The organism is Haloplanus sp. XH21 (assembly GCF_023276355.1).
Classification (GTDB): domain Archaea; phylum Halobacteriota; class Halobacteria; order Halobacteriales; family Haloferacaceae; genus Haloplanus; species Haloplanus halobius.
In genome coordinates this window covers 134,439-160,787 of the sequence record NZ_JALLPL010000001.1, presented here as the reverse complement: position 1 = coordinate 160,787, position 26,349 = coordinate 134,439, and the positions used below count along the sequence as shown (strand labels likewise).

At 61.9% G+C, this 26,349-nt stretch carries 31 protein-coding genes; 19 read left to right on the top strand and 12 right to left on the bottom strand.

The annotated features are described in order from the left end of the window. Positions 1–160: 160 nt before the first annotated feature. Positions 161–1,189 (top strand): hypothetical protein, encoded by a 1,029-nt coding sequence (locus MXB53_RS00860; protein ID WP_248895327.1) that lies wholly within the window; start codon positions 161–163, stop codon positions 1,187–1,189. Here the strand turns inward: MXB53_RS00860 and MXB53_RS00855 are convergent. Then, a complete protein-coding gene (locus MXB53_RS00855; protein ID WP_248895326.1) occupies positions 1,176–2,267 on the bottom strand; it encodes an NAD-dependent epimerase/dehydratase family protein in 1,092 nt (363 codons plus the stop codon). The two genes, MXB53_RS00860 and MXB53_RS00855, sit on opposite strands and share 14 nt — an antisense overlap. A gap of 751 nt (positions 2,268–3,018) precedes the next feature. Between MXB53_RS00855 and MXB53_RS00850 the strand changes: the two genes are divergently transcribed. The 3 genes from MXB53_RS00850 to MXB53_RS00845 are packed head-to-tail and all read left to right on the top strand — an operon-like array spanning position 3,019 to position 5,452. Continuing rightward, positions 3,019–3,837, top strand: coding sequence for a UbiA prenyltransferase family protein (locus tag MXB53_RS00850; protein WP_283102215.1), 819 nt, complete (start codon positions 3,019–3,021; stop codon positions 3,835–3,837). Further along, complete coding sequence (locus MXB53_RS15730) at positions 3,834–4,472, top strand: PHP domain-containing protein (protein ID WP_345779685.1); 639 nt, start codon at positions 3,834–3,836, stop codon at positions 4,470–4,472. The genes MXB53_RS00850 and MXB53_RS15730 overlap by 4 nt, the downstream gene beginning before the upstream one ends. Continuing rightward, positions 4,472–5,452, top strand: coding sequence for a lysylphosphatidylglycerol synthase transmembrane domain-containing protein (locus tag MXB53_RS00845; protein ID WP_248895324.1), 981 nt, complete (start codon positions 4,472–4,474; stop codon positions 5,450–5,452). The genes MXB53_RS15730 and MXB53_RS00845 overlap by 1 nt, the downstream gene beginning before the upstream one ends. Positions 5,453–5,466: 14 nt before the next feature. On the opposite strand, the gene MXB53_RS00840 is transcribed toward MXB53_RS00845, so the two are convergent. Continuing rightward, positions 5,467–6,120: a TVP38/TMEM64 family protein gene (locus tag MXB53_RS00840; RefSeq protein ID WP_248895323.1), complete on the bottom strand. Its 654-nt coding sequence runs from the start codon at positions 6,118–6,120 to the stop codon at positions 5,467–5,469. A gap of 412 nt (positions 6,121–6,532) precedes the next feature. Here MXB53_RS00840 and MXB53_RS00835 point away from each other — a divergent pair, with 412 nt between their 5' ends. The 4 genes from MXB53_RS00835 to MXB53_RS00820 all read left to right on the top strand — a co-directional run bounded on the left by MXB53_RS00835 (position 6,533) and on the right by MXB53_RS00820 (position 9,677). Next, on the top strand, positions 6,533–7,042 hold the full coding sequence (locus MXB53_RS00835; RefSeq protein ID WP_248895322.1) for a hypothetical protein: 510 nt from the start codon (positions 6,533–6,535) through the stop codon (positions 7,040–7,042). A gap of 581 nt (positions 7,043–7,623) precedes the next feature. Beyond that, positions 7,624–8,268, top strand: a complete 645-nt coding sequence (locus MXB53_RS00830; protein ID WP_248895321.1) for a DUF6149 family protein — start codon at positions 7,624–7,626, stop codon at positions 8,266–8,268. An 84-nt stretch (positions 8,269–8,352) separates the two neighbouring features. Next, positions 8,353–8,688 (top strand): Hsp20/alpha crystallin family protein, encoded by a 336-nt coding sequence (locus MXB53_RS00825; protein WP_248895320.1) that lies wholly within the window; start codon positions 8,353–8,355, stop codon positions 8,686–8,688. 512 nt (positions 8,689–9,200) lie between these two features. Beyond that, complete coding sequence (locus tag MXB53_RS00820) at positions 9,201–9,677, top strand: DUF7384 family protein (RefSeq protein ID WP_248895319.1); 477 nt, start codon at positions 9,201–9,203, stop codon at positions 9,675–9,677. A 7-nt stretch (positions 9,678–9,684) separates the two neighbouring features. On the opposite strand, the gene MXB53_RS00815 is transcribed toward MXB53_RS00820, so the two are convergent. Next, positions 9,685–10,311 carry a non-canonical purine NTP pyrophosphatase gene (locus MXB53_RS00815; protein WP_248895318.1) on the bottom strand — a complete coding sequence of 209 codons (627 nt, stop codon included), beginning with the start codon at positions 10,309–10,311 and terminating at the stop codon, positions 9,685–9,687. Between the two features lie 116 nt (positions 10,312–10,427). Between MXB53_RS00815 and MXB53_RS00810 the strand changes: the two genes are divergently transcribed. From MXB53_RS00810 to MXB53_RS00780, 7 genes are all read left to right on the top strand, one after another. Then, complete coding sequence (locus MXB53_RS00810; RefSeq protein ID WP_248895317.1) at positions 10,428–11,660, top strand: translation initiation factor IF-2 subunit gamma; 1,233 nt, start codon at positions 10,428–10,430, stop codon at positions 11,658–11,660. A 17-nt stretch (positions 11,661–11,677) separates the two neighbouring features. Beyond that, positions 11,678–12,043, top strand: a complete 366-nt coding sequence (locus MXB53_RS00805; RefSeq protein ID WP_248895316.1) for a PIN domain-containing protein — start codon at positions 11,678–11,680, stop codon at positions 12,041–12,043. Position 12,044: 1 nt separating this feature from the next. Then, on the top strand, positions 12,045–12,617 hold the full coding sequence (locus MXB53_RS00800; RefSeq protein WP_248895315.1) for a DNA-directed RNA polymerase: 573 nt from the start codon (positions 12,045–12,047) through the stop codon (positions 12,615–12,617). Further along, positions 12,617–12,814 (top strand): transcription elongation factor subunit Spt4, encoded by a 198-nt coding sequence (spt4, locus tag MXB53_RS00795; RefSeq protein ID WP_248895314.1) that lies wholly within the window; start codon positions 12,617–12,619, stop codon positions 12,812–12,814. Before MXB53_RS00800 ends, spt4 begins: the two co-directional genes overlap by 1 nt. A 2-nt stretch (positions 12,815–12,816) precedes the next feature. Further along, a complete protein-coding gene (locus MXB53_RS00790) occupies positions 12,817–13,347 on the top strand; it encodes a GTP-dependent dephospho-CoA kinase family protein (protein ID WP_248895313.1) in 531 nt (176 codons plus the stop codon). A 74-nt stretch (positions 13,348–13,421) separates the two neighbouring features. Beyond that, positions 13,422–13,748 (top strand): 30S ribosomal protein S24e, encoded by a 327-nt coding sequence (locus MXB53_RS00785; RefSeq protein ID WP_248895312.1) that lies wholly within the window; start codon positions 13,422–13,424, stop codon positions 13,746–13,748. Between the two features lie 11 nt (positions 13,749–13,759). Beyond that, complete coding sequence (locus MXB53_RS00780) at positions 13,760–15,391, top strand: bifunctional N(6)-L-threonylcarbamoyladenine synthase/serine/threonine protein kinase (RefSeq protein ID WP_248895311.1); 1,632 nt, start codon at positions 13,760–13,762, stop codon at positions 15,389–15,391. A gap of 1 nt (position 15,392) precedes the next feature. On the opposite strand, the gene MXB53_RS00775 is transcribed toward MXB53_RS00780, so the two are convergent. After that, positions 15,393–15,605: a DUF8106 domain-containing protein gene (locus tag MXB53_RS00775; RefSeq protein ID WP_248895310.1), complete on the bottom strand. Its 213-nt coding sequence runs from the start codon at positions 15,603–15,605 to the stop codon at positions 15,393–15,395. Between the two features lie 183 nt (positions 15,606–15,788). Between MXB53_RS00775 and MXB53_RS00770 the strand changes: the two genes are divergently transcribed. Then, a complete protein-coding gene (locus MXB53_RS00770; protein WP_248895309.1) occupies positions 15,789–16,064 on the top strand; it encodes a DUF5808 domain-containing protein in 276 nt (91 codons plus the stop codon). A 3-nt stretch (positions 16,065–16,067) separates the two neighbouring features. After that, a complete protein-coding gene (locus MXB53_RS00765; RefSeq protein WP_248895308.1) occupies positions 16,068–17,042 on the top strand; it encodes a DUF5787 family protein in 975 nt (324 codons plus the stop codon). Here MXB53_RS00765 and MXB53_RS00760 read toward each other — a convergent pair. The 7 genes from MXB53_RS00760 to MXB53_RS00730 form a co-directional block, all read right to left on the bottom strand. Then, the gene (locus MXB53_RS00760) at positions 17,035–17,211 is read right to left on the bottom strand and encodes a hypothetical protein (protein ID WP_248895307.1); all 177 of its coding nucleotides are present in this window, start codon (positions 17,209–17,211) and stop codon (positions 17,035–17,037) included. The genes MXB53_RS00765 and MXB53_RS00760 overlap by 8 nt on opposite strands. A gap of 104 nt (positions 17,212–17,315) precedes the next feature. Beyond that, the gene (locus MXB53_RS00755) at positions 17,316–18,143 is read right to left on the bottom strand and encodes an MBL fold metallo-hydrolase (protein WP_248895306.1); all 828 of its coding nucleotides are present in this window, start codon (positions 18,141–18,143) and stop codon (positions 17,316–17,318) included. 150 nt (positions 18,144–18,293) lie between these two features. Continuing rightward, entirely contained in the window at positions 18,294–18,995 is a 702-nt protein-coding gene (urtE, locus tag MXB53_RS00750; RefSeq protein ID WP_248895305.1) for an urea ABC transporter ATP-binding subunit UrtE, read from the bottom strand. Positions 18,996–18,998: 3 nt separating this feature from the next. Continuing rightward, entirely contained in the window at positions 18,999–19,712 is a 714-nt protein-coding gene (locus tag MXB53_RS00745; protein WP_248895304.1) for an ATP-binding cassette domain-containing protein, read from the bottom strand. Next, positions 19,709–20,716 carry a branched-chain amino acid ABC transporter permease gene (locus MXB53_RS00740; RefSeq protein ID WP_248895303.1) on the bottom strand — a complete coding sequence of 336 codons (1,008 nt, stop codon included), beginning with the start codon at positions 20,714–20,716 and terminating at the stop codon, positions 19,709–19,711. The genes MXB53_RS00745 and MXB53_RS00740 overlap by 4 nt, the downstream gene beginning before the upstream one ends. Then, complete coding sequence (locus tag MXB53_RS00735; RefSeq protein WP_248895302.1) at positions 20,717–21,571, bottom strand: branched-chain amino acid ABC transporter permease; 855 nt, start codon at positions 21,569–21,571, stop codon at positions 20,717–20,719. It lies immediately after the preceding gene. 10 nt (positions 21,572–21,581) lie between these two features. Then, positions 21,582–22,868, bottom strand: coding sequence for an ABC transporter substrate-binding protein (locus tag MXB53_RS00730; protein ID WP_248895301.1), 1,287 nt, complete (start codon positions 22,866–22,868; stop codon positions 21,582–21,584). Positions 22,869–22,996: 128 nt separating this feature from the next. Between MXB53_RS00730 and MXB53_RS00725 the strand changes: the two genes are divergently transcribed. Further along, positions 22,997–24,256 carry a M20 family metallo-hydrolase gene (locus tag MXB53_RS00725; RefSeq protein ID WP_248895300.1) on the top strand — a complete coding sequence of 420 codons (1,260 nt, stop codon included), beginning with the start codon at positions 22,997–22,999 and terminating at the stop codon, positions 24,254–24,256. A gap of 55 nt (positions 24,257–24,311) precedes the next feature. Continuing rightward, a complete protein-coding gene (locus tag MXB53_RS00720; RefSeq protein ID WP_248895299.1) occupies positions 24,312–25,253 on the top strand; it encodes a nitrilase family protein in 942 nt (313 codons plus the stop codon). Positions 25,254–25,338: 85 nt separating this feature from the next. Here MXB53_RS00720 and MXB53_RS00715 read toward each other — a convergent pair whose 3' ends face one another. Next, positions 25,339–26,199 carry a hypothetical protein gene (locus tag MXB53_RS00715; protein WP_248895298.1) on the bottom strand — a complete coding sequence of 287 codons (861 nt, stop codon included), beginning with the start codon at positions 26,197–26,199 and terminating at the stop codon, positions 25,339–25,341. Between the last annotated feature and the right edge of the window lie 150 nt (positions 26,200–26,349).

The following is a 26,349-nucleotide window of genomic DNA, read 5'->3' as shown; positions in this document are numbered from 1 at the left end:
TCGAAACAATAAACCGATGAGCAATACGTCACTTCCGTAGATGAGATTCACTCTTCAACGCTTCGGGAATCGATACAAAACAGAAATAAAATACTTTATAGGGAGTTTAGCATATATAACAGCATTATTCTTTATATTTTATAATTTCTCTACATTCTCAATGTCCACAGCCACTACCGCGGGTGATCAAGCATACTTTTCAATGGCAAGTAATCCGACTCAATTTGCTGGTGCTCCTTTCGGATACCGAATCCTCACCCCAGTCATCGTATGGTTGTTACCGGTTGAAGCCACGACCGGCTTTGTTGTAGTGAACATATTATCATTAGCAACTGTCTCTTCACTTCTGTATATTTACTTAGAGAAGCTAAATTTTAATGAGAAATTGAGCCAACTCGGGATGCTTTCATTCTTATTATCTCCTATGGTTTTAATATATTTATGGGAAATAACTTCGACTGTCGATCCACTCTCATATGTTTTCCTGATGGTTGGGTTAATAGCTATTAGAGACGATAATATTCTTCTTCTTTCTTCTTCGATATTTATTGGTATGTTGGCAAAAGAAACAACACTTCTATTGGTGGGAATCTATGGTCTGAAGATATGGTTCGAAAATGGTATTTGGGCTGGAATTAGGCAAGGAATCCCAATAGGGATAGCAGGGATTATTCCTTATCTGGGTATCAGGTTGATTTTCGGTTTTGAATCGTATTATACCATATCAGAGGTTATTCGGGTTCTTGAACACTTGCAATCAAGTATTCTAACAAGCCCGATAATGTTCCTCGGGAATATTTACATTATATTTGGATCTCTCTGGATATTATTCCCATTTGGATCTGTGGATCTTCGGAAGCCGATCTTGACGGCATCCTTAGTAGCCATAATTCCCGTATCTCTTCAGATTTTCCTTGGTGTTTCAACTACACGATTACTTTTTCTGGGGTTCCCGATTCTCATTCCAATATCTCTTGTAGCCTTCTCAGAAGAATCAACCCTCACAACGATGATTGCGCTGGTTGCTGTAGGTAGTGGAATATTGGGGATCGTCGGGGGAGGAGTATCGTTTATATTAGGAGTAGGTGGATTGGTACCTTGGGTAGGTACGATCTTTGGTATACACGAACTCGTTATAGCTTACTTTTGCTTCCAAGAGTATCAAACACCACTATCTAAAATTGCTTGAAAACCTTCTTAACTATCTCTAAAGCTCCTTGATCCCACGCAACACGATGATCTTTCCCCGTTTCATCTTCACTTTCTTCATAGTTTTCTAAGTACCACTGATACGTGTCAACCAGCGCCTCTTGGTTCGAGTACTCTGGTTCCCAGCCGAGGTTACAAAGCTTCTCGACGGAGACGTACGAGTCCTCGTGAGCCGTTTCATATACCCACGGGTAGAGTGGTGACAAATTGAGTTTGTTCAACACTCGGAGAGCAAAGCGGGTCAGTGTCGCTGGCGTTCCGACAACTCGCTTCCTTGTCCCCGCTTCGTCAATCGGGGCTTGGAAGTCTTCTTTCATCGCCCCGTATTCCGTCGCACCCACGTTGAACTCGTCATTCACCTCGCTTTCATCCAAGGTGAACATCATCTCGATTGCTCGAACGAGATCGTGAACGTGGAGTAACTGATACTTGTTGTTTCCCCACCCGACCATCGGGATGTTTGCACCATCCTCGATCCAGTCGAACAAGACCTGGAACACGCCAAGTCGCTGTGGCCCGATGAACGTCTTCGGGCGAATAATCGGAACGCACATCCCCATTCGACGGAAGTCTCGACAGACGTTCTCTGCTTCGATCTTCGCGTCTCCGTAGGGTCCGACACCGTCTAACGGCGATTCCTCGGTAATTGGATGGGTATCGTGGGTACCGTAGACAGCTGTGGACGAAATATAGACCACCCGCTCGACATCGTGTTCTTTTGCGGCCCACAATACCGAGCGAGTACCCTCGACTGTCACCTCCCAGATTTCGTCGTCGTCCCACAGCGGGAGCGCCGCCGCACTGTGGACGATGACATCCGCGTCAGCTTCCTCGATTGCCTCGGATACTTTCTCCTCGTCACGCACATCCCCCTCTATGTAGTCGATGTCTTCCGTATCGTCTTCCTCGTTGAACGGTTTGAGATCGAGTGCGGTTACGTCCCAGCCCTGCTCAGCAAAGTACTGGCACGTGTGAAGTCCCAGAAAGCCAGTTCCACCAGTGACCACGACAGAATCATACTGGCTATCCGTGGAGTCCATCTGCTCAGTCGTACTCATTATGTCGGGGAAGTTAGCGTAATGTCTTTATACTTCCTATTGCCGCATACCGATGAGCCCTGACACCTGTTTTCGAACCTACTGATCAAGCGGATCTGCTTCAATCCGGTGTCGACCAGTAGAACGGTAAAACTACGAATCTCCTATGAACACTACGACTGTACGATGTACTCGCGGAGCCACGCGATTATTTCTGGTATAATAGGCGTCCCACTGGCAGTTACTGCGCCAGAATTTCACCAACAATTATACATACTGATATATGTGGTCGTTCTGGGAGTCGGAATTGACTTGGATCACTTCGTAATTGGACGGATTAATCGCGGTGATTGGTCTAACCTCACTCGTTGTATTCGGAGCCCGTCGCAGGTATTCGTAGACCAAGCATCGATATTCGAGCGAGGTGATATATGGCGGGATCAACGGTTGTTTAGTCATCTTCTTATCGGCGGCGTTCTCATCGGATTAGTATGGTTTATTAGCGAGTATTTAGCCTTCGTCACGACCGTTACCATCTATACGCACGTCCTTGCGGATCTCTACTCAGATATACAAACCAGAGACGCCTATCTCAGCCAAAGTGAGTAGGTTCCTATTCCTCAATCACACAAGTTAACAGTATCTTTATTGTCCTGTTGGTCTCTGGATTAGACACTGAATGGCCAGCTCATCGCAGACGATTAATCCAGTAACCACAGTCACTGGACTGGTTCGAGAGATTCGCCCGTGGCAATGGTACAAACAGGGCGTAATGCTTCTCGGGATCGTCTTTTCGCAGAATATTCTTAATTGGGATGCCTGGCTTAGCCTCATGGTCGGCATTGTGGCGTTCACAACTGTCGCCAGCGCAACATACATTTTCAACGACATTAGCGACGTTGAAGAAGACCGCAATCATCCGGAAAAACAGCACCGTCCAATTGCAAGCGGACAGGTGTCAGTCCCGGTTGCCGTAATCTTCGGTCTCATCTTAGCTGGTATCGGGCTCGGAGCCGCCTACAGTCTCGGCCCCCTCTTTCTCGCAGTTTTACTTGCCTACCTCGCACAGAACGCCCTGTATTCGCTCGTTCTGAAGCAGTTCGTCTTCGTTGATGTACTGATCGTCGCTATCGGGTTCGTGCTCCGCGCTATCGCGGGAGTCATCGCTATCGAGGTATTCTTGAGTCCGTGGTTAATAGTGAGTACGTTCCTCCTTGCGTTGGTACTCGCGTTTGGAAAGCGTCGGAATGAACTGGAGGTGGCGACCAACCCAGAGGAAACACGTGATGTCTTGGGCGAGTATTCGGAGAACAATATTGATCAACTCCTTGTGATGGTGATGGCAACTCTGCTGATGTCGTACTCGCTCTACACGTTCTCACGGACGGACCCGACGATGATGGCAACGCTCCCGTTCGCATTTTTTGGCGTGTTTCGCTATCACCATCTTGTCCACACAACGAATATTGCTGGTCAGCCCGAATATCTCCTCACGGATCGCCCCTCCGTCGTGAATCTTATCCTCTGGAGTGTCGTCGCTATTGCTGTCCTCTACAACGTGCCAGAGATAGCTGTTGAGGTGATACAGTGAATCGATACGACCTCCAAGTCCATACCGACGCCTCACCGTGCTCACGAGCATCTCCCGCTGACGTTGTTAATGCGGCTGTTGATGCCGGATTAGATGGAATTGCTATCACAAATCACGATACGTTGGCGGGATACGATGAGGTCGCCGATCTCGCGCCTGCTGGCCTAACTGTGATTCCTGGTGTGGAAGTAACGACGACACAGGGCCACCTTCTCGCGTTGTACGTCAACGATGAACCACCGCAAGCGGACCCAGTAACCGTAATTGAACACGTCCACGAGCAAGATGGGATTGCGATCCTCTCACATCCGTTTGACCGATTTCGAGAGTATTACGACACAGACCTCGACGCAGTTGCCTCACGCGTTGATGCTGTTGAGGCTCAAAATTCACGTTGTCTGCTCCCCCGATTCAACCGTCGTGCCCGGGAGTTCGCTACACAGCACGACTTAGCGATCACGGGCGGAAGTGATGCCCACTTTCCGATGGAGGTGGGACGGTCTACAACACTGTGTGATCAGTCACTCCGTGCGGCTATCGAATCTACAACGACCCAGACAGCAGGACGAGGGGGGTACCTCTCAGGTCATACTGCGACAAAACTGAATGACGCACTCAGAATGGTGAATCTCTGATGCGTGTCCTTTCGACAGTCCAACGATCGATCCGCCAACACGGGCTCTGGGTCACAGCACTCCTGACGGTTGCCGTGTTCTTTGGGCTGTTCGTCGTCGGTGATGCCTCGCAAGTTGTTTCGGCACTCCTTGCGGTTGATCTCTGGCGGGTTGGTGTTGTGTTCCTCCTCGCTACGATTAGCTACGGTGTACGGTTTCTCAAGTGGGAATACTATCTCCGCCACTTAGACATTGACATCCCACTCAAGACGAGTCTGATCGTGTTTTTTAGCGGCCTGATGATGGTCGTGACACCTGGAAAAGCAGGTGAAGTCTGGAAGGCATGGTTCCTCCGCGACCTCCGCGATGTACCAGTCAGTCAGACAGCGTCCGTGGTCGGTGCTGAGAGAGTGACTGATCTGATCGCGCTATCGGCGTTCGCGTTTCTCGGCCTACTCATCTATCAGCGATCGTCCGCCGTATTGATCGGCGTGATCCTCCTGTTCCTTCTCGGCATCAGCCTGCTTCAGTGGCGAACGTTTTGTCTGCGTGTTTTGAGATGGTTGGAGACGCTTCCGGTTGTCGGGTCGTATGCAACTGAGTTAGAGGAGTTCTATGAGAATACGTACACGCTGTTCCAGGTGCGACCGCTCAGTATCGCGTTTCTCATTAGCCTCGTTGCGTGGGGCTTAGAGGGAGTTGCGCTGTGGTCGGTACTAAGTGGGTTCAGTTCAGAAGCGACCCTCCTCGCCGCGTTGTTCGTGTTCGGGTTGGGATCGGTCGTGGGTGCGGCCAGCCTCCTCCCCGGGGGATTAGCGGCCGCAGAAGCCAGTATGGTCGGGATGCTCGTCATCTTAGGATACACCCAGACTATTGCGGTGAGTGCGACGGTAATTATCCGGGTTGGCACGCTCTGGTACGGAGCAATCCTAGGAACGTGTGTCTTTGTCGTCTACCGGTTTGTGAGAAATCAGGGTCAAGTCACAAGCCCGAGCAACTGATTTAAGCTGGTTCGCTACTGGGTTTGGAATATAAATTGGTAGATCGGTCGTGCTAACAGAAGCACTGCAATGCAACTGACGATCAGCAGGAACTCGATATTGACCGTCTGAACTGTACCCGAAGAGAAGCTTTGGAGTGATTGTCCGATAGTGACGTAGAAGATAGCCCAGGGTAGTTCACCGATGAGAGTCCCGAGCGCAAAGTACCAACTGGAGATACCGGCCAAGCCAGCGCCAATGGAGACACTATCTGCGGGCGCGGGTGATAGTCGAGCGGCGACCATCCCCCGAAGTTCGCCTGTCGTCGTCACAATAGACTCACCAGTTGCCGAGATCTGTGAGACGTAGCCATTCACATCCTGAAAGTAGTCTGCGAGAAGGAACGGCGGGAAACACGTGACCAAGGTTCCAGTCAAGACGAGCGGCACGCCACTCGGAAATCCGACGAGATACCCGAGGAACACAGAGGCGAGGCTCAGCGGCCAGAGTACGAAGGGACGAATCAGATAGAAGATAGTCACGCCAACGGCTACGAGCATCCATCCACGTTCGTCGAGATTCTCGAATAAGGCCGCTGGCGAATATAACCAGTGAACACCGATGACAAAGACGAGGCCGAATAGAGGGAGAATCTGGAGTGTCCGTCTTTGCCAAGTTGGCATCAACATCCAGTGCGACCGAAACCGAGTAAAGAACATCGTTTTGATCGATCAGGGACTTGGATCAGTGTAGTTCGAATAATCGGCTACGTGCGCAAAGGCTTCTGGATAAGGTCTGGACTGCGCCGGGGTGCTGACAGCCTCGTTGGACCGTGCTCCGAATTTTAACCCAGGGGTCGGCTCAACTAACAGGCAACCTACCTCGCAGATGTCGTTATTTATAGAACACAATAGCGCGATCTGCGAGGTGGCCGCTGTCTGGTGTTTCTTTGCCTACGGTTCTGACAGCATACGCCGATCTGGATTGAACCCACAGGATTTTGGCTGTTTCCGGTGACAGACCAGATATGCCGTCCAGTGTCTCGTGGCACGGACTTCTCGACGAACTCACCAGTTTCCAAACTGGAGGTGAGGTACACGAATGACCGTTTCTGTCGAAGTACCGCCCCGATACGCCCGGCTTGCCTCTAAGATAGCAAAGGAACGGAACCAGTCGTTCGAAGAGAACAATGGCTGGGATAATGATTCGGATACCTGGGGAGTAGAGCCAGATGACCGCCATACGGTTGGGGCTATGGGTGAGATTGCGTTCGCTATCTATGCTGATCTACAGGTCGATACTGAAGTCGTAGCGTGGTCAGATGGAGGTATTGATTTTGAGGCCTCCATCGAGGGTGTTGAGCGGACGATTGATGTGAAGACCAGCCAGAAGGAGCCTCACGCGTTACCGGTGAAGGAGTATCGTGTTAATGCTGATTACTATGTTCTTGGGCATCTGGAGGGCCGGACTGTGACGTTCTTGGGGACAGCTACGAAGGAGATGGTTCTCAATGGAAAGCGAAGGCAGTCACAGTTTGGCCACTATAACTATCTGGTGCCGATTTCCTCGCTGAATCCGATGCCGGATAGTGAATCGATTTTGGGTCTTTAGTGGTGGGTGATTGCTGGTTCGGTGGGTTGTTATCTGGAACGTGCTCCTGTGACTCCCGAGAGTGTACCATTGTTTATTTATAGGATCGGTCAGTTATTTCGGGATGAGAAGGTTCGACCTCAGCCGAGAACCAGCAATATTGGCCGTGAAGCGGCCGATTTGGGGCGATCTCGAAAAAGTCCTTGGTAAGGACGAGACCCCGGATTCAAATTCCGGCCTAGGCTCTTTCCACTCTTCGTCTCGACCAGCTGCGTTCCTTCCGACGATTGGCGACGCCAGCTCTCCCCGGCTATTCGCGCGGCCCCAGCGGCTGGACGTGTTGTCAGGCCGCGTCGTCGAAAATATAGATGGTCCCGGGTTCGATCAGCACTGCTTCGGGCTGAGGATGGCGTTTCTTCCAACATATCCGCGATCGGTTACGGAAACGACGGCGGCGGCTGTCGTCTCACTCGGTCCGGGCTGCTACGGAGCCGCCGGTAACTGCCAGCGCGTCGAGAGCCCGGCTGTCGAACGGGACTCCCCCGCCCGACCCTAACCGGTTCGGTTCGGCACTTATTCCGCTCGACGGTTCACCACCGCCCGTGTTACTCGATCAGGACCGTCACCACTGGCTGGCCAAACGCGCGCTCACGTCCGAGCGCTTCGCGGCCATCGCCCAGCGCCGACTCGTCAGCGTTCACGTCGACGTTTTCACCGACCGGAGCGCCCCTGGCCACGCCGACGAGCGGCGCGCGTATTTCGCGTCCCTGTTCGACGGCCTCATCGACGGCTACCGGGTCGCCTTGGACGAGGGAAACCCCGAGGCGGGCGCCCGCGAATGCGTCCACGTCATGGCCAACCTCGATTTCTGGATCCACGGCTGGACGGAGTTGATGGAGTTCCCCGCCGCGGGACTCGACCCCCATCTCGAGCGCCACCGGGCCTTTTTCGAGCGCCACGGCGTCACTCGCGAGGATCCGCTCGGCGCGTTCCGCCCGGACGACCTGCCGGACGCCCCGGCGACGCCGGAGCGACGGAGCGACCCCACGTTCCCCAACGCGACCGCTGGCTACGCCGACGACGTGTACGTCGAGGACGCCGCCGGCGAGATTCACGTCGGCGCAGACCAACCGAACCCCGACGACGTGGATCTGTCCCAACTCCCCGCGTATATGGCCGAGATGGAGGCGAAATACGACGTCTCGCCGTCGATTGCGGAGCTGGATCTCCCGGCCTTTTCGGAGTAAGATTTATATAGAACCGCAAGCAACATCCCGTTGCAATCGAGGTGAACAGCCATAGCTCTGCAGCCGAGTCCCGCGAGTTCCTGGATGGGTGGTCTCGGCTTCCCGAGTCAGTTGTTCGAAACCGGCAGCAACGACTGCGAACTGTACGAGGCGGACGACGAGTTCGTCCTGAGCGTCGAGATGCCGGGGTTCGACCCCGCCGAAATCGACGTGACGTGGGACGACGGCGTCCTCAACATCGCCGCCGAACACACGGACGAATCGCGGTCGCACCGGCGGACCTACCACCGCCGGTTCCGGTTCCCCAAGTCGGTCGACGTCGAGGACATCTCGGCGACCTATCACAACGGAATCCTCGAGGTTCGACTGCCCGTCCTCGAGGACGCGACGCAGGGAACCACGATCGAGATCGAACACTAACGCGTGTTGGCTCCGTTTTTGAGTCGTCGCTCTGACCGATCGGCCGGTGAACCGGTCACCCTGGCTCGGTGCCCGGCCCCGTGAGCGTGTGGACTTCCGCTCCGGAGTCGTTCGTCACCGAAGGCGGCGCCGTGGGGGGAAAACGGCGCCGAGCACCGAGGTGCCAGTGGGGTGTGCCGGGCGCGCGGGTGGGGAGGATGGGAACTGAAGCCGGTAGTGCGCGCCCGGCCGTACAGTTACCATCCCCTGACTTAAATATGCGTCAGACATTCATAGGGGGTATCGTCACTGTACAGGGATTCTCGGCGGCCTCTCCCGTCGAGAATCTCCGCGGACTTCCGATATCCCTATACTCGGCCATCCCGCCGTCAGGAACGTTGGCAGCAACTCTTTCACCCTCCGGAACACACGACGAGCCGTGACCTGGGTCGACCTCTTTGCCCGTGCTGACGACTACGACCTGACCGAGGCGGACGTCGTTACGGCGCTCCGCCAGCGTCGCGAGCGCGAGGATGACTGACGCTGACCCGTCGCCGGCGCGGGTGACCGCCGACGCCGACGTGCTGGCTGCCGACCTGCTCGTCGGCGGCGACGCCCGCCGGGCGCTCGACTGCGTGCGCCGGCATTCGTGGATGACCCTCGTGGCCAGCGACCCGTTGCTCGACGACGCGGCGGCCGTCATCGCCGACCTCGCCGACGACTCGCTGGCGGCCGACTGGCGCGATCGCGTCGAACCGGCCTGCGAACGCGTCGATCATCCGCCCGACGACCACCCCGCCCTCGCTTCGGCCTACCGCGGCGGGGCGATGCACCTGCTGACCCTCGACGAGTCGCTGCTGTCGGCGTCGGCGGGGACGGCCATCCGTGGCCGCGTCGAGACCAGCGTTCGCCACCCGCGCGCGTTCGCGACGGTGTTCGACGCCGAGGGCCTCTACCGGCAGGTGGTCGGCGACGCGTATCCGGGGCCGGATCAGGATCCGCGGGCGTGACTGCCGGTCACCGGCCCGCGTACCACTCGGCGAACTTCTCTAGCGCCCGCCCGCGGTGTGAGATGGCGTTTTTCTCGGCGGCCGTCATCTCCGCGAACGTCGTTCCGTCGTGTTCGAACACGGGATCGTAGCCGAACCCGCCCTCGCCACGCGCTTCGACCATCCGCCCGCGAACGACGCCCTCGAAGAGTTTGACGGGTAGGTCGGCCGTCTCGTCGTTCTGGTCCGCCGCGGCGGCGGCCGCGCGGTCGGCCCGGTCGATCGGGTCCGGACTCGCGTCGAACGACTCGCCATCGCAGTAGGCGAGCACGCAGCGGAACGCGGCGCGTGCCGGGTCCGGCGCAGCGTCGTCGCGGGCGAGTTCGCTGACGCGGCGGATGCCGAGCGTCTCCTCGACGTACGAGGAGTAGGGACCGGGGAAGCCGTCGAGGCCGTCGACGAACAGGCCGGCGTCGTCGACGAGGACCGGTTCGCCGGCGTGCCGATACGCCGCTCGGGCGCCGCGGGCGGCGATCGGTTTCAGGTCCGGCGCCTGTATCTCGGGGTAGTCGAAATCGAGTTGGGCGACGCCGTCGTCGAGATAGTCGCGGGCCTCGCGGACCTTCCCCGCGTTGGTCGTGACGTACCGGAGCATACCGGCCGTCCGGTCGGTCGGTGCAAAGAGGCGTCGGTTGTGCCGGCACCGCTCTGCGTCGGAGAACAGCAACTTTATCACCGGCAGGAAGCGAATTTCCTCCAAGATTACTCTCAATGGCGAAGGAAACACCCCAGCAACCGGAGGTGAACATCGGTCTCGTCGGCCACGTCGATCACGGAAAGACGACGCTGGTCCAGGCCCTCAGCGGGTCGTGGACGGACCAGCACTCCGAGGAGATGAAACGCGGGATCTCGATTCGGTTGGGGTATGCCGACGCGACGTTCCGTCGGTGTCCCGACCTCGACGCGCCCGAGTGTTTCACCGTCGACGAAACGTGTCCCGACGGGTCGGAGAGCGAACCGATCCGCACGGTCTCCTTCGTCGACGCGCCGGGCCACGAGACGCTGATGGCGACGATGCTCTCGGGCGCCGCGCTCATGGACGGCGCCGTCCTCGTGATCAGCGCGGCGGATCCCGTTCCGCAGGCCCAGACCGAGGAACACCTGATGGCGCTCGACATCATCGGCGTCGAGAACATCGTCATCGCCCAGAACAAGATCGACCTCGTGGACCGCGAGCAGGCGATCCGGAACCGCGAGCAGATCGAATCCTTCGTCGAGGGCACGGTCGCCGAGGGGGCGCCGATCGTCCCGATCAGCGCTCAGCAGGAGGTCAACATGGACCTCCTCATCAACGCGATCGAAGAGGAAATCCCGACGCCGGACCGCGACGAGGCCGACGCGGCCCGGATGTTCGTCGCGCGGAGTTTCGACATCAACCGCCCGGGGACGACCTGGGAGGACCTGAAAGGCGGCGTCGTCGGCGGCAGTCTCGTCGAGGGGACGCTCGAGGTCGACGACGAACTCGAACTCCGGCCCGGCCGCGAAGTCGAGGAAGAGGGCCAGACCGAATGGCGACCCATCACGACCGACGTGCGCTCGCTGCAGGCGGGCAACCAGTCGGTCGACGCGGCCCGCCCCGGTGGCCTTCTCGGCGTCGGTACCGGTCTCGATCCGTCGCTCACGAAAGGCGACGCGCTCGCGGGGCAGGTCGCGGGTGAACCGGGGACGCTCCCGCCAACCCACGAGGCCTTCGAGATGGAGGTCGAACTGCTGGACCGCGTCGTCGGCGAAGAGGAAGAGGAGATCGAGGAGATCTCGACCGGCGAACCGCTGATGCTCACCGTCGGCACCGCGACGACCGTCGGCGCGGTCACCAGTGCCCGATCGGGCGAGTGCGAGGTATCGCTGAAACGCCCCGTCTGCGCGGAGCCGGGGACACAGATCGCCATCAACCGCCGCGTCGGCGCGCGCTGGCGGCTCATCGGTATCGGCACCCTGACGTGACGGAGACACTCGTTGCCATGGACACCAGTGCCCTCATGATGCCGGTCGAATGCGACGTGCGGGTGTTCGACGAGCTCGAACGCCTGCTCGACGACGTGGCGTTCGTCGCCCCGACCGCAGTCATCGAGGAACTGGAGTCGCTGGCGACGGGTGCCGGTGAGGAGGCCACCGCGGCGAGCGTGGGTCGCGACCTCGCCGAACGGTGCCGTGTGGTGGAGACTGACGAATCGTACGCCGACGACGCGCTCGTCGAACTCGCCGAACGGGGCGACTGCGAGTACGTCGTGACGAATGACGGTCCCCTTCGTGACCGCCTGCTCGAACGCGGCGTTCGGGTAATCGGTTTAAGGGGTCGGAACACACTGAACATAACACAACCTTAGCATGTACAAACGGGTACGACTCAAGGACACAGTCGAGGTGCCCCCACGGCACCTCGCCGACGTGACGCCCGAGCGGGTAAAGCGCCTGCTCCAAGACAAACTCGAAGGCCGGATGGACGAGGAGGTGGGGAGCGTCGTGAGCGTGGTCGAAGTCCACGACATCGGCGACGGCGCCGTGCTGCCCAACCGCCCCGGCGTCTACTACGAGGCCGAGTTCGACGCCATCACCTTCGACCCACAGATGCAGGAGGTCGTCGACGGTACGGTCGTCGAAGTCGTGGAGTTCGGGGCGTTCGTCGGGATCGGTCCCGTCGACGGCCTGCTCCACGTCTCGCAGATCTCCGACGAATATCTCGCCTACGACGGCGAGAACCAGCAGCTCGCCTCGACGGAGACGAATCGCACCCTCGGCGTCGACGACGAGGTCCGGGTGCGCATCGTCACCAAGAGCATCGACGAACGCAACCCCCGGGACAGCAAGATCGGACTGACGGCGAAACAGCCCGGTCTCGGCAAACACGGCTGGCTCGAGGAGGAGCGACAGGAACGCGAGGCCCAGATGGAGGGTAACTGATGGCCGAGGACCGCCTCGCCTGCCGTGAGTGCCACTACATCAACGAGCCGGACACGCAGACCTGCGGCAACTGCGGCGCGTCGAGTCTCACGGAGGACTGGGCGGGCTACGTCATCATCACCCATCCGGAGCAGTCCGAGGTGGCCGAAGAGATGAACGTCAGCGAACCCGGCGGCTACGCGCTGAAGGTCCGCTAACCGTGCTCGAACTCCCCGACGACCTCCGGGGAGCCTTCAAAGACCCACTGGGTCGCGTGTTCACCGATCCCGAGACCCTTCTCGACGCGCCGGGTGCCGGCACTCCCCTCGTCGCCGTCGGCGACGTGGTCACCGCACACCTCATCCGCGCCGGTCGGCCGCCGGATGTCGCGGTGATCGACGGCCGCACCGAACGCGAACGCGTCGACGCGGCCATCGAACGCGACCTCCCCGGCGGGGACATCTCCGTGACGAACCCGCCGGCGACGCTCTCCCGAGACCTGCTCCAGGCGCTCGTGGCCGCTCTCGACGCCGCAGAGCCAACCGTCATCCGCGTCGACGGCGAGGAGGACCTGGCGGCGCTGCCGGCCATCCTCGCGACGCCCCGCGGTGGCTGTGTCGTCTACGGCCAACCGGGCGAGGGGATGGTGCTCGTACCCGTGACCGACGAGACGCAGGCCCACGCCCGCACCCTGTTTTCGCGACTCGACGGCGACATCGACGCCGCGCTCGCACTCCTCGGCGTCGCGTAGGGCCGGCGGAGACGGTCGCCTGCCGCTTCGTAATCCTTTTGTCCAGTTCGGGACGACGTACGTGTAACTGAACGATGGACATCGATATCATCGAGGAAGACGAGAACCCCATGTTGCACCGGACGGACGTCAGATTCCAGGTCACCCACGAGGACGCGACCCCGTCGCGTCTCTCGGTTCGTGACAGTCTCGCGGCCAAGCTCAACAAAGACTCTTCGGAAGTCGTCGTCCACGAACTCGACACGAAGTTCGGGATGCGCAAGACCGTCGGCTACGCGAAGGTGTACGAGAGCGCGGACCACGCCCGTGACGTGGAGCAGGACTTCATGCTCGTCCGAAACAAGATCAGCCCCGACGGTGAGGAGGCCGACGAGGCCGACGTGGAAGCCGAAGAGGCCTGACGACTCACGCGATGCGCGTGCTCGGCGTCGAGGGGACGGCGTGGGCGGCCAGCGCCGCTGTGTTCGAGTTCGACCCCGACGCCGTCGCGGACGCCGATCCCCCAGTCATCGAAACTGACGCCTACCAGCCGGAGAGCGGCGGCCTTCACCCGCGCGAGGCCGCCGAACACATGGGCGAGGCCATCCCTGCGGTGATCGAGACGGTTCTCGACGCCGCTGACGGCCCTATCGACGCCGTCGCTTTCTCACAGGGACCCGGTCTCGGTCCCTGTCTGCGCATCGTCGGTACCGCCGCGCGCGCCCTCGCCGGTACGCTCGACGTTCCCCTGATCGGCGTCAACCATATGGTCGCCCACCTGGAGATCGGTCGTCACGGCGCCGACTTCGACTCGCCGGTCTGTCTGAACGCCAGCGGCGCCAACGCCCACCTGCTCGGCTACCACGACGGCCGGTATCGCGTCCTCGGCGAGACGATGGACACCGGCGTCGGCAACGCACTCGATAAGTTCACCCGACACGTCGGCTGGTCACACCCCGGCGGCCCCAAAGTCGAAGAGGCGGCCAAAGACGGCGAGTATATCGACCTGCCCTACGTCGTCAAGGGGATGGACTTCTCCTTTTCCGGCCTGATGAGCGCCGCCAAGGCCGCGTACGACGACGGCGTCCCCGTCGAGGACGTCTGTTTCTCGCTGCAGGAGACCATCTTCGCCATGCTCACCGAAGTCGCGGAGCGCGCGCTCTCGCTCACCGGCGCGGACGAACTCGTCCTCGGCGGCGGCGTCGGGCAGAACGCCCGCCTCCGGGAGATGCTCGCGAGCATGTGCGAGGCGCGCGGCGCGGAGTTTTACGCGCCAGAGCCGCGGTATCTCCGCGACAACGCGGGGATGATCGCGGTCCTCGGCGCGAAGATGTTTCTCGCGGGGGAGCGTCTCGATGTCGACGACTCCGCCGTCGACCCCAACTGTCGGCCCGACGAGGTGGCGGTCACGTGGCGCGACGACGAGTCAGTCACGCTCACGCCCACGGCGGGAGATGAACGCCGCGGCGCCGAAGCCGTCGTGACGGTCGAGCAGGCCGGCGAGGGGGATGCGCCCGCCGTCGACGGCGCCGCCAGCGTCGTCAAGCGGCGCGTGCCGAAGGCGTACCGCCATCCCGAACTCGACGCCCGCCTCCGTCGCGAGCGGACGGTCGCCGAGGCCCGTCTCACCAGCGAGGCGCGGCGGCACGGCGTCCCCACGCCCGTCGTGTTCGACGTGGACGTGGCCGAGGCGACGCTCACGTTCGAACACGTCGGCGACCGGGACCTGGCGGCCGCACTCACGCCCGCCCGCGCTCGCACCGTCGGCGAACACCTCGCGACGCTCCACGAGGCCGGCATCGTCCACGGCGATCCCACGGTGCGGAACGTCCGCATCGAGGACGGCCGCCTGTTTCTCATCGATTTCGGCCTCGGCTACCACAGCGGTCACGTCGAGGACCACGCGATGGACCTCCACGTCTTCGGCGGGAGCGTCCGGGGCACAGCCACGGAAACGGCGGCCGCGGACGTGCTGTCGGCGTTCGAGGCGGGCTACGCCGCCGTCGGCGACGAGGCGGTCATCTCACGGCTTCGGAAGATAGAGCGGCGGGGACGGTATCAGTAGGTCAATCCGCACAGAGGAGCGCCTCGGCGTCGTCGCGGTCGTCGACGACGCGGTGGCAGTCCGGACAGCGGAGCTGGCGGTGATCGGCGACCGTTTTGACGTGCCAGTCGCCGTCGACGGGGCTGGTGTGGCCACACGCCGGGCAGAACAGCGCCGACTTGCGGTGCGTGTCGTCGGGGGCGGGGTCCGACGGGGCAGGGGTGGCGGAACTCATTACGCATGGTTGGGGTCCGAGACGGATAATTCTGGCGCCAGAGGCCACAAAACGGTCGATAATGAACGATTCGCTTTCGAGCGAAGCACGGACGGAGGCCGCTCGGCCGGCCTCGGTCGTCGCACGGCACCGCCGGCGCTCCCGAGGAGAAACGATTTATCCCGGGGCGCCGTACGATCGGACATGGTCGACAAACCGCAATCCGGAACGATTCTGGGTGTTCCCTACAACTTCGAACGCCCCAGCCTCGGCCGACTGCTCTCCGCCCACTGGAAACCCGGCGAGGGGATGGTCGTCGAGAAACCGTTCGGCATCGGCTACACGCTGAATCTGGCGAACTGGCGCTCCTGGCTCGTCGTCCTCGTCGCGGGCGTCCTGCTCTGGCAGGAGCGCGGCGGCGAGAGCACCGAGACGGACGAGGCGGCCGACGACCCCGTCGAAGTCGTCGTCGACGACTAGGGCGTGGAATCGGAGTACGCCTTCGAACTGGCGCTGTGTACCCACCTCGAACGGACCCGGGACTGGGTGCTCGGACGCCAACTCGGCGCTGCCGTCGCGAATCCTGGCTCCCGCGTCACCGACGTCTGTGGCGTCGTTCCCGGCTCCGAGTTCGACCGCCGCGCTGCGATCACGAGCGAGACGATCCCGCCCCGCGCCGTCGAGAGTGCGGTCGGCCCCGGCCGTGCGGTCGATCCGACCGCTGCCTTCGACTGCTCTCCTGAGGTCGCCCAGCGCACCGCCGACCGCGCGGTCGAGGTCGGCTTTTTCGAGACCGAACGCGAGGGGAGTCGACGCCACGTCCGTCAGACCACCCGGTACCCCGACTGGATCGACCGCCTCGTCGGCATCGAAAACAAACCCGACCTCGGTCGACCCGGCGATCTCGAACGACAGCTGCGCCACGATGTCTCCCTCGGGCTGTTCGACACTGTCGTCCTCGCGACCGAGAGCTACGTCACGGGTGCCCACTTGAACCGCATCCCCGACGCGGTCGGCATCTGGCGGTTCGAGGCCGGAGACGAGTCGGCCACCGGCGACCTGACCGTCGTCCGTGAGCCGACCCCGCTCGATCCCGAGACGACGGGCGTCGAACCCCTCACCGACCACCCGCTCCGGACCGACGTGGAGTTCGTTTCACCGTCGGCGAAGGCGCAAAAGCGCCGAGCGATCGCCGAACGCGCTTACGGCAAGGGGTGGCGTCCCCGCGACTACCCCGCCTGCGCGTCGATGTGCCCGACCGACGACGGCCGTCCCTTCTGTGCCGCGTTCGACCGCGTTGTCGACCCCGGGACCGACTGCGGGCCGGCGTGTTCGGCCTACGAACCGGGTGAGTCGCCAGCCGTGGACCGAGCCGCCTTGCGCGACGCCCGGACGCCCTGGGTCGCCGACCCCGAGGGCGTCACGCGCCGGCAGACCGGCCTCGATCAGTTCACCTGAGGGCGTCGATGGCCGCCACTACCGTGACGGCGACGCCGATGGCAACGCCGACGGCGAGCGCCCGTCGCGGGTCGACGGTGTCGAGAACGAGCACCGCGACGGCGGTCCAGATCAGTACGCCCGCGAGGCCGCTCGCGGCCCCACGGCCGATCGTCGAGACGACGGTCATACGCCTGGCTTGAGACGGAGTCTTATAACTGTCTTCCGGTGGGTCGCTGTCCCGTCCGGGCGGTCACCGGTACTGACGTACAAGGACCCGTATGAGTCGGGCGCTCATTCAAGCTCGTACACTTCGCCGTCGACGGCGAGCGGGTCCTCGAACGCTTCGTCGGCCGGATAGAAATGCGCCAGATGCACCAGCCGCGTCCGCGTGGCGCCGAGTTCGGCCGCCAGGTCGAGCGCCCCCTCGCGAGTCATGTGTTTCGTGCCGAACGTCCGCGGCACGCCCTCGTCGTCGTGGTCTTTGCCGCCGAGCGGATGATGCTCGCACACCGACGCGGGGACGATGGCGTCGGCCAGCAGGAGGTCGGGATCCGCGAGCGCCGCCCGCGACGCCTCCGGAATGTCGTAGCTCGTATCGCCCGTAAGCGAGCATTTCGCCCCCGTTTCGGGGTCTTCGATGACGACGCCGTAACACCGGAGCGGTGGGTGATCGACGGGAACGAACCGAACGTCCAGGCCACAGATGCGGAACCGTTCGCTCGGGGTCTGGTTGTGGACGGTCACCCGGTCGAGATAGTCGTATTTCCGGCGGATGGTGTCCGCGACGCTCTCGTCGGTGGCCGGATCGGTGACGTTCGCCGCGTGGACGGGTAGGTTATCGAAGACGCGATACGCGTTTCCCAACCCATCGAGATGGTCGAAGTGGATATGGGTCACCAACGCGGCGTCGGGCAGGGGCACGTCCTGGGTGAGAAACTGGTGTCTGAAATCGGGGCTGCAGTCCACCAGCAGCGACTCGCCCGTCCGATCGTTTTCGACGTGGACCGAGAAGCGCGAGCGTTCGACATCGAGTTCCCGAGCGCGCCGGCAGGTGGCACACTCACACCCGACGGTCGGCGTCCCCGTCGTGTCGCCGGTGCCAAGGAGCGTCACCCGCATTCGTTCGGCCGTTGTCCCCCGGTGGTCTTAGTGGCCGCGGTTCGAGCAGCCCCGTCAGCGGCCGCATGAGCACTGACCGACGCGACCCCGGCAGCACCGAACTATCACCGCCGAGTGGTCGATTCCGGCGAGCGCGACTCCCGACGGCGGTCAGATACCGATGTGTTCCTTGATGAGATCGTCGTCCTGCAGTTCCTCGATGCTCCCCGACTCGACGATCCGGCCGTTTTCGATGACGTAGCCCCGGTCGGCTATCGCGAACACGAGGTCGATGTTCTGTTCGACGAGGACGACGGGAATGCCCTCGTTCCGGTGGATCTCCGGGATGATCTCGCCAATCTCCTCGACGATCGAGGGCTGGATCCCCTCCGATGGCTCGTCGAGGAGGATGAGTTTGGGGTTGGTTATCAGCCCGCGCGCGATGGCGAGCATCTGCTGTTGGCCGCCGCTGAGCGTCCCACCCTTCTGTTCGAGTCGTTCCTCCAGAATCGGGAAGTACTCGTAGATCTGCTCGCGGTCGACCGGCTGCCGGTCGCCCACGGCGTACGTTCCCATCTGGAGGTTCTCGTCGATGGTGAGGTCGGGGAAGATCTCGCGCCCCTGTGGAATGAGCGTGATCCCCCGGCGCGCGCGTTCGTGCGACGAGAGGTCGGTCACGTCTTCACCCCGGAACGTGATCGTCCCCGAATCCGGTTCGAGCGCGCCGGCGATGCTTTTCAGGAGCGTCGTCTTGCCCATCCCGTTGCGCCCGAGGACGGCGAGGATTTCGTCCTCCTCGCAGTGCAGCGAGAGGTCGTTGATGATTCGGGTCTCCCCGTACGAGACGTTCAGTGCGTCGATGTCGAGTACCATCTATCATCCACTCCCGAGATACACGTTCTGTACCTCCTCGTTCTCCTCGATTTCCTCGACGGGGCCCTGTGCGAGGACCGATCCCTGGTGGAGGACCGTAACCGGCGAGGACAGTCGTCTGACGAATTCGATGTCGTGTTCGATGGCGATGAGCGACGTCTCTTCCTGTTCGTTGATGGACGTGATCAGGTCCGCCGTTCGCATCGTTTCGTCGGTCGTCATGCCCGCGGTCGGCTCGTCGAGCAAGATGAGACGCGGGTCGTTCGCGAGCACCATGCCGATTTCGAGCCACTGTTTCGTGCCGTGGTCGAGCGCCCCGGCCGGCTCGTCGACGCGGTCCGCCAGTTCGATGAGATCCAGAATCTCCGTCAGTCGTGCCTCTCCGTCTGCTGGCTTGTCCTCACCGAACGCGATGCGGATGTTTCGCCGCACGCTCATCTCGTCGTACACCGAGGGGGTCTGATACTTCCGGACCATCCCGCGTTGGGCGATTTCGTGAATATCCTCCCCCGTGATGTCCTCTCCGTCGAAGTAAATCTGTCCGGAATCGGGGGTCAGGACGCCGGTGATGAGGTTGAAGAACGTTGTCTTCCCGGCCCCGTTGGGACCGATGATGCACTGAATCTCCCCTTCCGGCATCTCGTAGTCGAGATGGTCCGTGGCGACGACGCCGTCGAACTCCTTGACTAGGTCCACGGTACGCAAGATTGCGCTCACAGTTTCTCACCCCAGTCGTACCGGTCGGCGACGTAGCCGACGACGCCTTTCCGGAAGGTCACAACCACTGCGATGAATATCAGGCCGAGGATCAGGATGTACCGGTCCGCGACCAGCGAGCTCAGTCCCGTCGACGCGGCGTTGATCAGGATTCCACCCGTGATGGCTCCCAGAAGTAGTCCCCGGCCGCCGACCGCGACCCAGATGACCACTTCCGTCGAGAGGACGAACCCGGTCACCGGCGGCGAGACGAACTGTGCGAGCGTGGCGTACAGGGCGCCGGCGACGCTGGCGAGCGCGCCCGCGACCATGAACACCAGCGTCTTGTAGCGCGCCGTGTTGTACCCGAGACTCTTCGTCCGGGCCTCGTTTTCCTTGATGGCGAGCAGCGTCTCGCCGAAGTCGGAGCGGACGATGCGTCGACAGACGAGATATCCGCCGACGAGCGCGAGCAGGGCGACGTAGTAAAACAGGCGGTCGTTGCTGAGCTGGTAGTTGAACACGCCGGGAATCGAGACGGCCATCCGTGGCAGGTAGATGCCGTTGAAGCCGCCGAAGACGCTCGTCACGCTGACCGCGAGCTGTTCGAGGATCACCGACAGCGCGAGTGTGATGATGACGAAGTAGACGTCTTTCACGTCCGAGTAGAACAGGAACAGGCCGAGTACGCCGGCGATCCCGCCCGTGACTAGCGGCGCCAGTACCAGGGCCACGTACGCCGGGTTGATGCCCGGGACGAACGTGTACTGGAACGACCACGCCATGATATATGCGCCGAGGCCGAAGAAGGCTGCCTGGCCGAAGCTGAGGATGCCAACGTAGCCCCACAGGAGTCCGAGACTCAGCGCCAACAGTGCGAACAGGTAGTACTGTGCGGCGAGGAAGGCGAAATACGGACTCAACACTGCCGGGAGAAGGAACGCGATCACGGCACCAGTCAGTATCACTTTCGCCGACCCCGATGCGTCACCAAACGCGACTTTCGTTCGGTCGATATACGACATTTATGTTCCTCCGAACAGCCCCTCGGGTTTCAGTCGGATGACGACGATCGCGAGGGCGAACACGACCGTCTGTGCGAACGTCTGTGAACTGACGAACGAGAGCGCCGCCGCCGACCCGCCAATGAGTCCGGCCCCACCGAGCGTCCCTGCGAGCAACTGCCCCGTTCCGCCGACGATGACGACGAAAAAGGACTGGACGAGATACCCCAGCCCGGTTCGTGGGTCGGCGCCGACGATGGGCGCGACGGCGGCCCCGGCCAAGCCGGCCAGGCCAGCGCCAATCATGAACGTCCACATGTAGATGGAGCGGACGTCGGTCCCGAGCAGCCCCGCCATCTCGTCGTTCTGGATGACTGCGCGGGATTTGACACCGAAGTCGGTGTATTTGAACGTCGCGTACGTCACCACTAGCAGGGCGGCAGCGAGCGCCGTCAGGAAGATCCGGTACCGGGGGAGGTTCGCTCCCAGGATTTCGATCGGCGCCGAATACGGGTTCGGGACCGACTGGGCGCTCGTGCCGAAGATGACCTTGATGAGTTCCTGAATCACGAGCGCGAACCCCCAGGTCGCCAACAGCGTATCGACCGGTCGGTCGTAGAGCCGGTTGATCACCGTTCGCTCCATCACGAGACCGACGAGCGCGACGACGACCGGCGCGATGAGGAACGCAGCCCAGATGCTCAGTCCCGCGCTGGTGACCGCGTACGCGACGTACGCACCGGCGGTTATCAGGGCGCCGTGGGCCAGATTGATCACGCCCATCATCCCGAAGATGATCGCCAGCCCTAACGCCGCCACGATCAGTATCGACGTGGCGAACAGGGTCTGGCTGATGATGCTGGCGAAGTCGATCATTTCGGCGGAGCTACTGGCCCTTCCCGAGCGGGAACTCACAGTTCGCCGTTGCCGGGGTCACCGACTCCTGGTGATCGATGATTTCGAACATCCCCTCGAAGTCGTTGGGGTCGGACCAGTCGTCGGGCACCTGCACGAGATACGAGGGCAGCACCATCTGGTGGTCCTGCTCGCGCATCGTCACGTCGCCCTGTGGCCCGGTGAACGACTGTCCTTCGAGGCCGCTGATGATGTCGTCGGTGTTGACCGACCCGACTTCGTTCGCCGCGTTCGCGAACATGTGGCCGGCATTGTACATCGCGGCGCCGACGGTGTCCATCCCGGCGTCCTCGCCGTACTGCGATTTCACCTTGTCGACGAACTGGTTGTTGAGGTCCGTGTCGATGGTCTGGAAGTAGTCGAAGCTCACGTAGGTTCCCTGGGAGGCCTGCGGACCCTTCCCCTGCGTGGCGAACTCCTCGTCGTCGACGGTCCAGTAGGTGAACTCCTCGTTGAGTCCGCGGCTGTAGAACTGCTTGGCGAAGGCGATGGTGTCCGTGCCGGTGAGCGTGCCGAAGACGATGTCGGCGTCGGAGTTCGAGATGCGCGAGAGCACCGACCCGAAGTCGGACGTGCCGAGCGGGATGTACTCCTCGCCCACGACGTTCCCGCCCAGCTCTTCGAGGGACTGCTTGACGCGCTGGTTGGTGTACCGCGGCCACACGTAGTCGGAGCCGACCATGTAGAAGTTCGACCCGTGCTCGGAGGTCATGTAGTCCATCCACGGGGCCGCCTGCTGGGACGGCACGATGCCGAACATGAACAGGAGGTCGTTACACGTCCCCGGGAAGTTCTCCTGGTCCTGTCCCTCGTAGAAGGTGGGGTAGAGCAGAACCTTGTCCTCCTGAGTCACCACGGGCGCCGCGGCGTTCCGCGAGGCGCTGCTGAACGTGCCCGCGACGACATCGACGTTGTCCTGGCGGATCACTTTCTGGGCCTTCTCGGTGACGGTGCTGGGATCGGTCTGCGTGTCCTCGACGATGACCTCCACGTCGCGGCCGTTGATGCCACCGTTGTCGTTGACCTCCTGCATCGCGAGTTCGAACCCTCGACGGTGGGCTTCGCCGTAGACGGTCCATGCACCGCTGAGCGGCGAGAGGACGCCGACCCGTACCGGTCCCGAACTGCCGCCACCGCCGCCACCGATACAGCCAGCGAGGGCCGTCACGCTGGCTGACGCCGCGCCGGTTTGGAGCAATCGCCGCCGGCTCAGTCGTGGGTGCCCTGTCGACTCCGGTTCTGCATCTCGTTGAGACATAGTACCTCTAACTGCGCTCCTCCGGCATATAGTTTATTTATACTGGATGAAAGGTAATATTTTGAGATATCCGTGGCACAGTCGGACGAATACGTTTATGAATGTGGCCCCTGGGCAATCGAGCAGCCATGACCGATGACACACCACCGATCGACGAGAGTCGCTTGCGGGCCGACATCGAAGCGACGGCTGCCTTCGGTGCCGTCGACGCCGACGAGGGACGGGGACGGACGGTCCTCACCGGCACGCCGGCGAACGGTCAGGCGCGGGACCGACTCGTCGACCGTCTGGAAGACGCGAACATGAACGTTCGCGTCGACGCGGTGGGAAATATCGCCGGTCGCTGGACGCCGCCCGGCGCGGATCCGGACGCTGCGCCCATCGCCGTCGGGAGTCATCTAGACTCCGTGCCCCGCGGCGGTATCTTCGACGGCGTTCTCGGGGTGTACGCGGGGGTCGAGACGGTCCGGGCGCTGCAGGTGGCAGAGCGATATCCCGACTGCCCCGTAGATGTCGTCTCGTTCACGGAGGAGGAAGGGACGCGCTTTGCCGACGGCCTCCTCGGATCCTCCGTGGCCGCCGGGCACCGGTCCGTCGAGGACGCGCTCGCGCTCACCGACGACGACGGAATCACGCTGGCCGACGCACTCGACGACATCGGGTATCGGGGCGAGGGGCGACTCGATGCAGCCGGCTGGGACGCTTGGCTCGAACTCCACGTCGAACAGGCGACGCGGCTGGAGCGGGCCGGCGTCCCGGTCGGCGTCGTCACGACCATCGCTGGCGTTACCCACGGCGAAGTGACCGTGACCGGCGACGCGAACCACGCTGGATCGACCCCGATGACCGAGCGGACCGACGCGCTGACAGCGGCGAGCGAACTCGTCCTCGCGGTCGAAGACGCGGCCACGGCCGACGGGGCTCCCGACACGCTGGTCGGCACCGTCGGCCATCTCGACGTCTCGCCCGACGCGGTCAACGTCATCCCCGGCGAGGTCGAACTGAGCCTCGACGTGCGGGATGTCAGCGCCGACGCCATCGAGGGCGTCGTCGAGACGCTCATCCGGGAGCTGTCGCGTCTCGAAGCGGAGCGTGGGGTGGCGACGGCACTCGTTCGGGAGTTCGATCAGGAACCGACGGATATGAGCCTGCGTCTCAGGGAGTCGGTCCACGCCGCCGGCGACCGGCTCGGCGTCGAGACGCTCGACCTCCACTCCGGCGCCTTCCACGACACCATGTCCGTCGCGGACGTGACGGACGCCGCCCTACTCTTTGCCCCCTCGCGCGACGGCGTCTCTCACAGCCCCCGTGAGTGGACCGACTGGACGGACTGTGCGACTGCGACGGCGGTGCTCGCGGAGGCTGTCGCCTCGATGGGTGGTGCGTGACTGCGCCGTCGCGCTATCACTAACGCTTTTGCTCTACCCGCCCCTACTGTACGGTATGTCACAACCTGACGCGGTCGAACGGGACGCGCCGATCGTCGACGAACGCCAGCCGGGACGGGAATCGCTCGTCACGATCGCCTGTGCACAGTTCGAACCGCGGGTCGGTGACCTCGAGGGGAACCGCGAGAAGTCCTGCGAGTTCATCGAGAACGCCGCCGAGCAGGGCGCCGATTTCATCGTGTTGCCGGAACTCGCCAACTCGGGGTACGTCTTCAACTCCCGCGAGGAGGCACGGTCGCTCTCCGAACCGATCCCCGAGGGGGAGACGGCACAGCGATGGATCGACCTCGCCGCGAAACACGACGCCTACATCGTCGGTGGCTACGCCGAACAGGACGGCGACCTGCTCTACAACTCGTCGATCCTCGTCGGTCCCGACGGCTACATCGGCACGCACCGGAAGGTGCACCTCTGGAACGAGGAGAAACTCTGGTTCGAACCCGGCGACGATGTCGAGGTGTTCGAGACGAAGATCGGTCGCATCGGGATGCAGATCTGTTACGACCAGTGGTTCCCCGAACTGACCCGGATTCAGGCGGGCAAGGGTGCCGACATCATCGCCGAACCGACGAACTGGGTGCCGATCAACGAGTACGAACAGTCGGGGCAGATGGACGAGGACGAACTCGCTCGGGCGAACTACCTTGCCGTCTCGAACGCCCACGTGAACACGGTCTGGTTCGCCTGTGCGGACCGCGTCGGCACCGAGCGCGGCCAGCCGTTCCTCGGTCGGAGTCTCGTCGTCGACCCCGCTGGAAACCCCATCGCGGGCCCCGCGAGCCAGGAAGACGAGGAACTCCTCTTGGTCGAGGACTGCAACCTCATGGACGCCCGGAAACAGAAGACCTGGAACGACCACAACGTCATCCCGCGGGACCGACGCACCGACCTCTACGACGAACTCTGTGGCTACGACGACGACGCACACGCGTTCTGATTGCTGCCGCCGGTTTTTTGGAGCACTGTGCCAGCTCGAAGTTCACTACACGATCTGTTGGAACCGCGACGAAACTGCGGGTAACTCAGTACCGCGACGGCATGTACGCCATGCCGAGCAGCATGATCGCCGTGGCGAAACTCACGATGGAGACGCCCCAGAGACCGTTGACGTGGCCGTGGTACTCGTCGATCTCTGCGGTCTGGCGCTCGTACACGCCGTAATCGCTTTCGAGGACCAGCGTGCTGTTGTCGGGGAAGTACGCGACGTACTGCTGCCCGCTGAGCGTGACGTTGGCCTCGTTATCGACCTCGACCGTGTTGGTCCGCGGCGCGGTCCACGCGAGCGTCACGCTCTCGCTGGCGACGCTGTCGACCGTCGTTGCGTTCCCCTGGTACTGGAGGCGGTCGCCCTCGCTGTACTGCGTGGACGCCGGCGCCGGGAAATACTCGCTGGCCGGCGTGAGCGTGCGGTTCTCGCCGGACTCCTCGACGACGTACTCGGTGCCGTTCACGGTGACGAGTTCGTCACGGACGTTCGGATCCTCCTGGAGGATGGCGCTCCGGTTGATCTCCTCCTGTAGCCGGAACGTCGTCGGATCGTCGCCCTCGCCGACGACGACGCGGTACTGGTCGTCTTGGTACGTGACGGTCGCGTTGTGCTCCCAGGTCGCGGTGTAGCGTGCCGAGTCGTTCGTCCACGAGAGTTCGCCCGAGCGGGTGACGCTCGCGCCGCCGCCGTGGCCGCCCCCGCCGGATGTCTCTGCGGTGATCGCCGAGACGGTGTACTGCCGGTCGTCGACCGAGAACTGATCGCCCTGTGAGAGCCGGTGGTCCGGATCGTCGAACTCGACGGTCGGCGCAGTGGCCGTTGCGATCACCGAGTACGACGCCGCGCCGAGCACGATAAAGAACGCGACGTAGATGGCCGCAGCGCGTCGTTGCATACGTGGGGCCTAGTCCACCCCGCGTATAACGATTACTATAGCGTTAGTCGGGCCGATTTCGGGGGCACGGCGCGCCCGCTCGACCGAGTTAAATGATCCGGCCAAACCCATACGCTCGGGATGACCGACAGGTTTTGTATCGACCTACCC

Bases quoted from the DNA above. Each gene is read 5' to 3' on its own strand.
- MXB53_RS00755 (WP_248895306.1), bottom strand. From the start codon at position 18,143: ATGCGGGTGACGCTCCTTGGCACCGGCGACACGACGGGGACGCCGACC.
- MXB53_RS00840 (WP_248895323.1), bottom strand. From the start codon at position 6,120: ATGTTGATGCCAACTTGGCAAAGACGGACACTCCAGATTCTCCCTCTA.
- spt4 (WP_248895314.1), top strand. From the start codon at position 12,617: ATGGCCGAGGACCGCCTCGCCTGCCGTGAGTGCCACTACATCAACGAG.
- MXB53_RS00860 (WP_248895327.1), top strand. From the start codon at position 161: ATGTCCACAGCCACTACCGCGGGTGATCAAGCATACTTTTCAATGGCA.
- MXB53_RS00780 (WP_248895311.1), top strand. From the start codon at position 13,760: ATGCGCGTGCTCGGCGTCGAGGGGACGGCGTGGGCGGCCAGCGCCGCT.
- MXB53_RS00805 (WP_248895316.1), top strand. From the start codon at position 11,678: ATGGACACCAGTGCCCTCATGATGCCGGTCGAATGCGACGTGCGGGTG.
- MXB53_RS00855 (WP_248895326.1), bottom strand. From the start codon at position 2,267: ATGAGTACGACTGAGCAGATGGACTCCACGGATAGCCAGTATGATTCT.
- MXB53_RS00725 (WP_248895300.1), top strand. From the start codon at position 22,997: ATGACCGATGACACACCACCGATCGACGAGAGTCGCTTGCGGGCCGAC.
- MXB53_RS00785 (WP_248895312.1), top strand. From the start codon at position 13,422: ATGGACATCGATATCATCGAGGAAGACGAGAACCCCATGTTGCACCGG.
- urtE (WP_248895305.1), bottom strand. From the start codon at position 18,995: ATGGTACTCGACATCGACGCACTGAACGTCTCGTACGGGGAGACCCGA.
- MXB53_RS00850 (WP_283102215.1), top strand. From the start codon at position 3,019: ATGCTTCTCGGGATCGTCTTTTCGCAGAATATTCTTAATTGGGATGCC.
- MXB53_RS00815 (WP_248895318.1), bottom strand. From the start codon at position 10,311: ATGCTCCGGTACGTCACGACCAACGCGGGGAAGGTCCGCGAGGCCCGC.
- MXB53_RS00835 (WP_248895322.1), top strand. From the start codon at position 6,533: ATGACCGTTTCTGTCGAAGTACCGCCCCGATACGCCCGGCTTGCCTCT.
- MXB53_RS00820 (WP_248895319.1), top strand. From the start codon at position 9,201: ATGACTGACGCTGACCCGTCGCCGGCGCGGGTGACCGCCGACGCCGAC.
- MXB53_RS00720 (WP_248895299.1), top strand. From the start codon at position 24,312: ATGTCACAACCTGACGCGGTCGAACGGGACGCGCCGATCGTCGACGAA.
- MXB53_RS00770 (WP_248895309.1), top strand. From the start codon at position 15,789: ATGGTCGACAAACCGCAATCCGGAACGATTCTGGGTGTTCCCTACAAC.
- MXB53_RS00715 (WP_248895298.1), bottom strand. From the start codon at position 26,199: ATGCAACGACGCGCTGCGGCCATCTACGTCGCGTTCTTTATCGTGCTC.
- MXB53_RS00760 (WP_248895307.1), bottom strand. From the start codon at position 17,211: ATGACCGTCGTCTCGACGATCGGCCGTGGGGCCGCGAGCGGCCTCGCG.
- MXB53_RS00735 (WP_248895302.1), bottom strand. From the start codon at position 21,571: ATGATCGACTTCGCCAGCATCATCAGCCAGACCCTGTTCGCCACGTCG.
- MXB53_RS00740 (WP_248895303.1), bottom strand. From the start codon at position 20,716: ATGTCGTATATCGACCGAACGAAAGTCGCGTTTGGTGACGCATCGGGG.
- MXB53_RS00810 (WP_248895317.1), top strand. From the start codon at position 10,428: ATGGCGAAGGAAACACCCCAGCAACCGGAGGTGAACATCGGTCTCGTC.
- MXB53_RS00775 (WP_248895310.1), bottom strand. From the start codon at position 15,605: ATGAGTTCCGCCACCCCTGCCCCGTCGGACCCCGCCCCCGACGACACG.
- MXB53_RS00800 (WP_248895315.1), top strand. From the start codon at position 12,045: ATGTACAAACGGGTACGACTCAAGGACACAGTCGAGGTGCCCCCACGG.
- MXB53_RS00845 (WP_248895324.1), top strand. From the start codon at position 4,472: ATGCGTGTCCTTTCGACAGTCCAACGATCGATCCGCCAACACGGGCTC.
- MXB53_RS00730 (WP_248895301.1), bottom strand. From the start codon at position 22,868: ATGTCTCAACGAGATGCAGAACCGGAGTCGACAGGGCACCCACGACTG.
- MXB53_RS00825 (WP_248895320.1), top strand. From the start codon at position 8,353: ATGGGTGGTCTCGGCTTCCCGAGTCAGTTGTTCGAAACCGGCAGCAAC.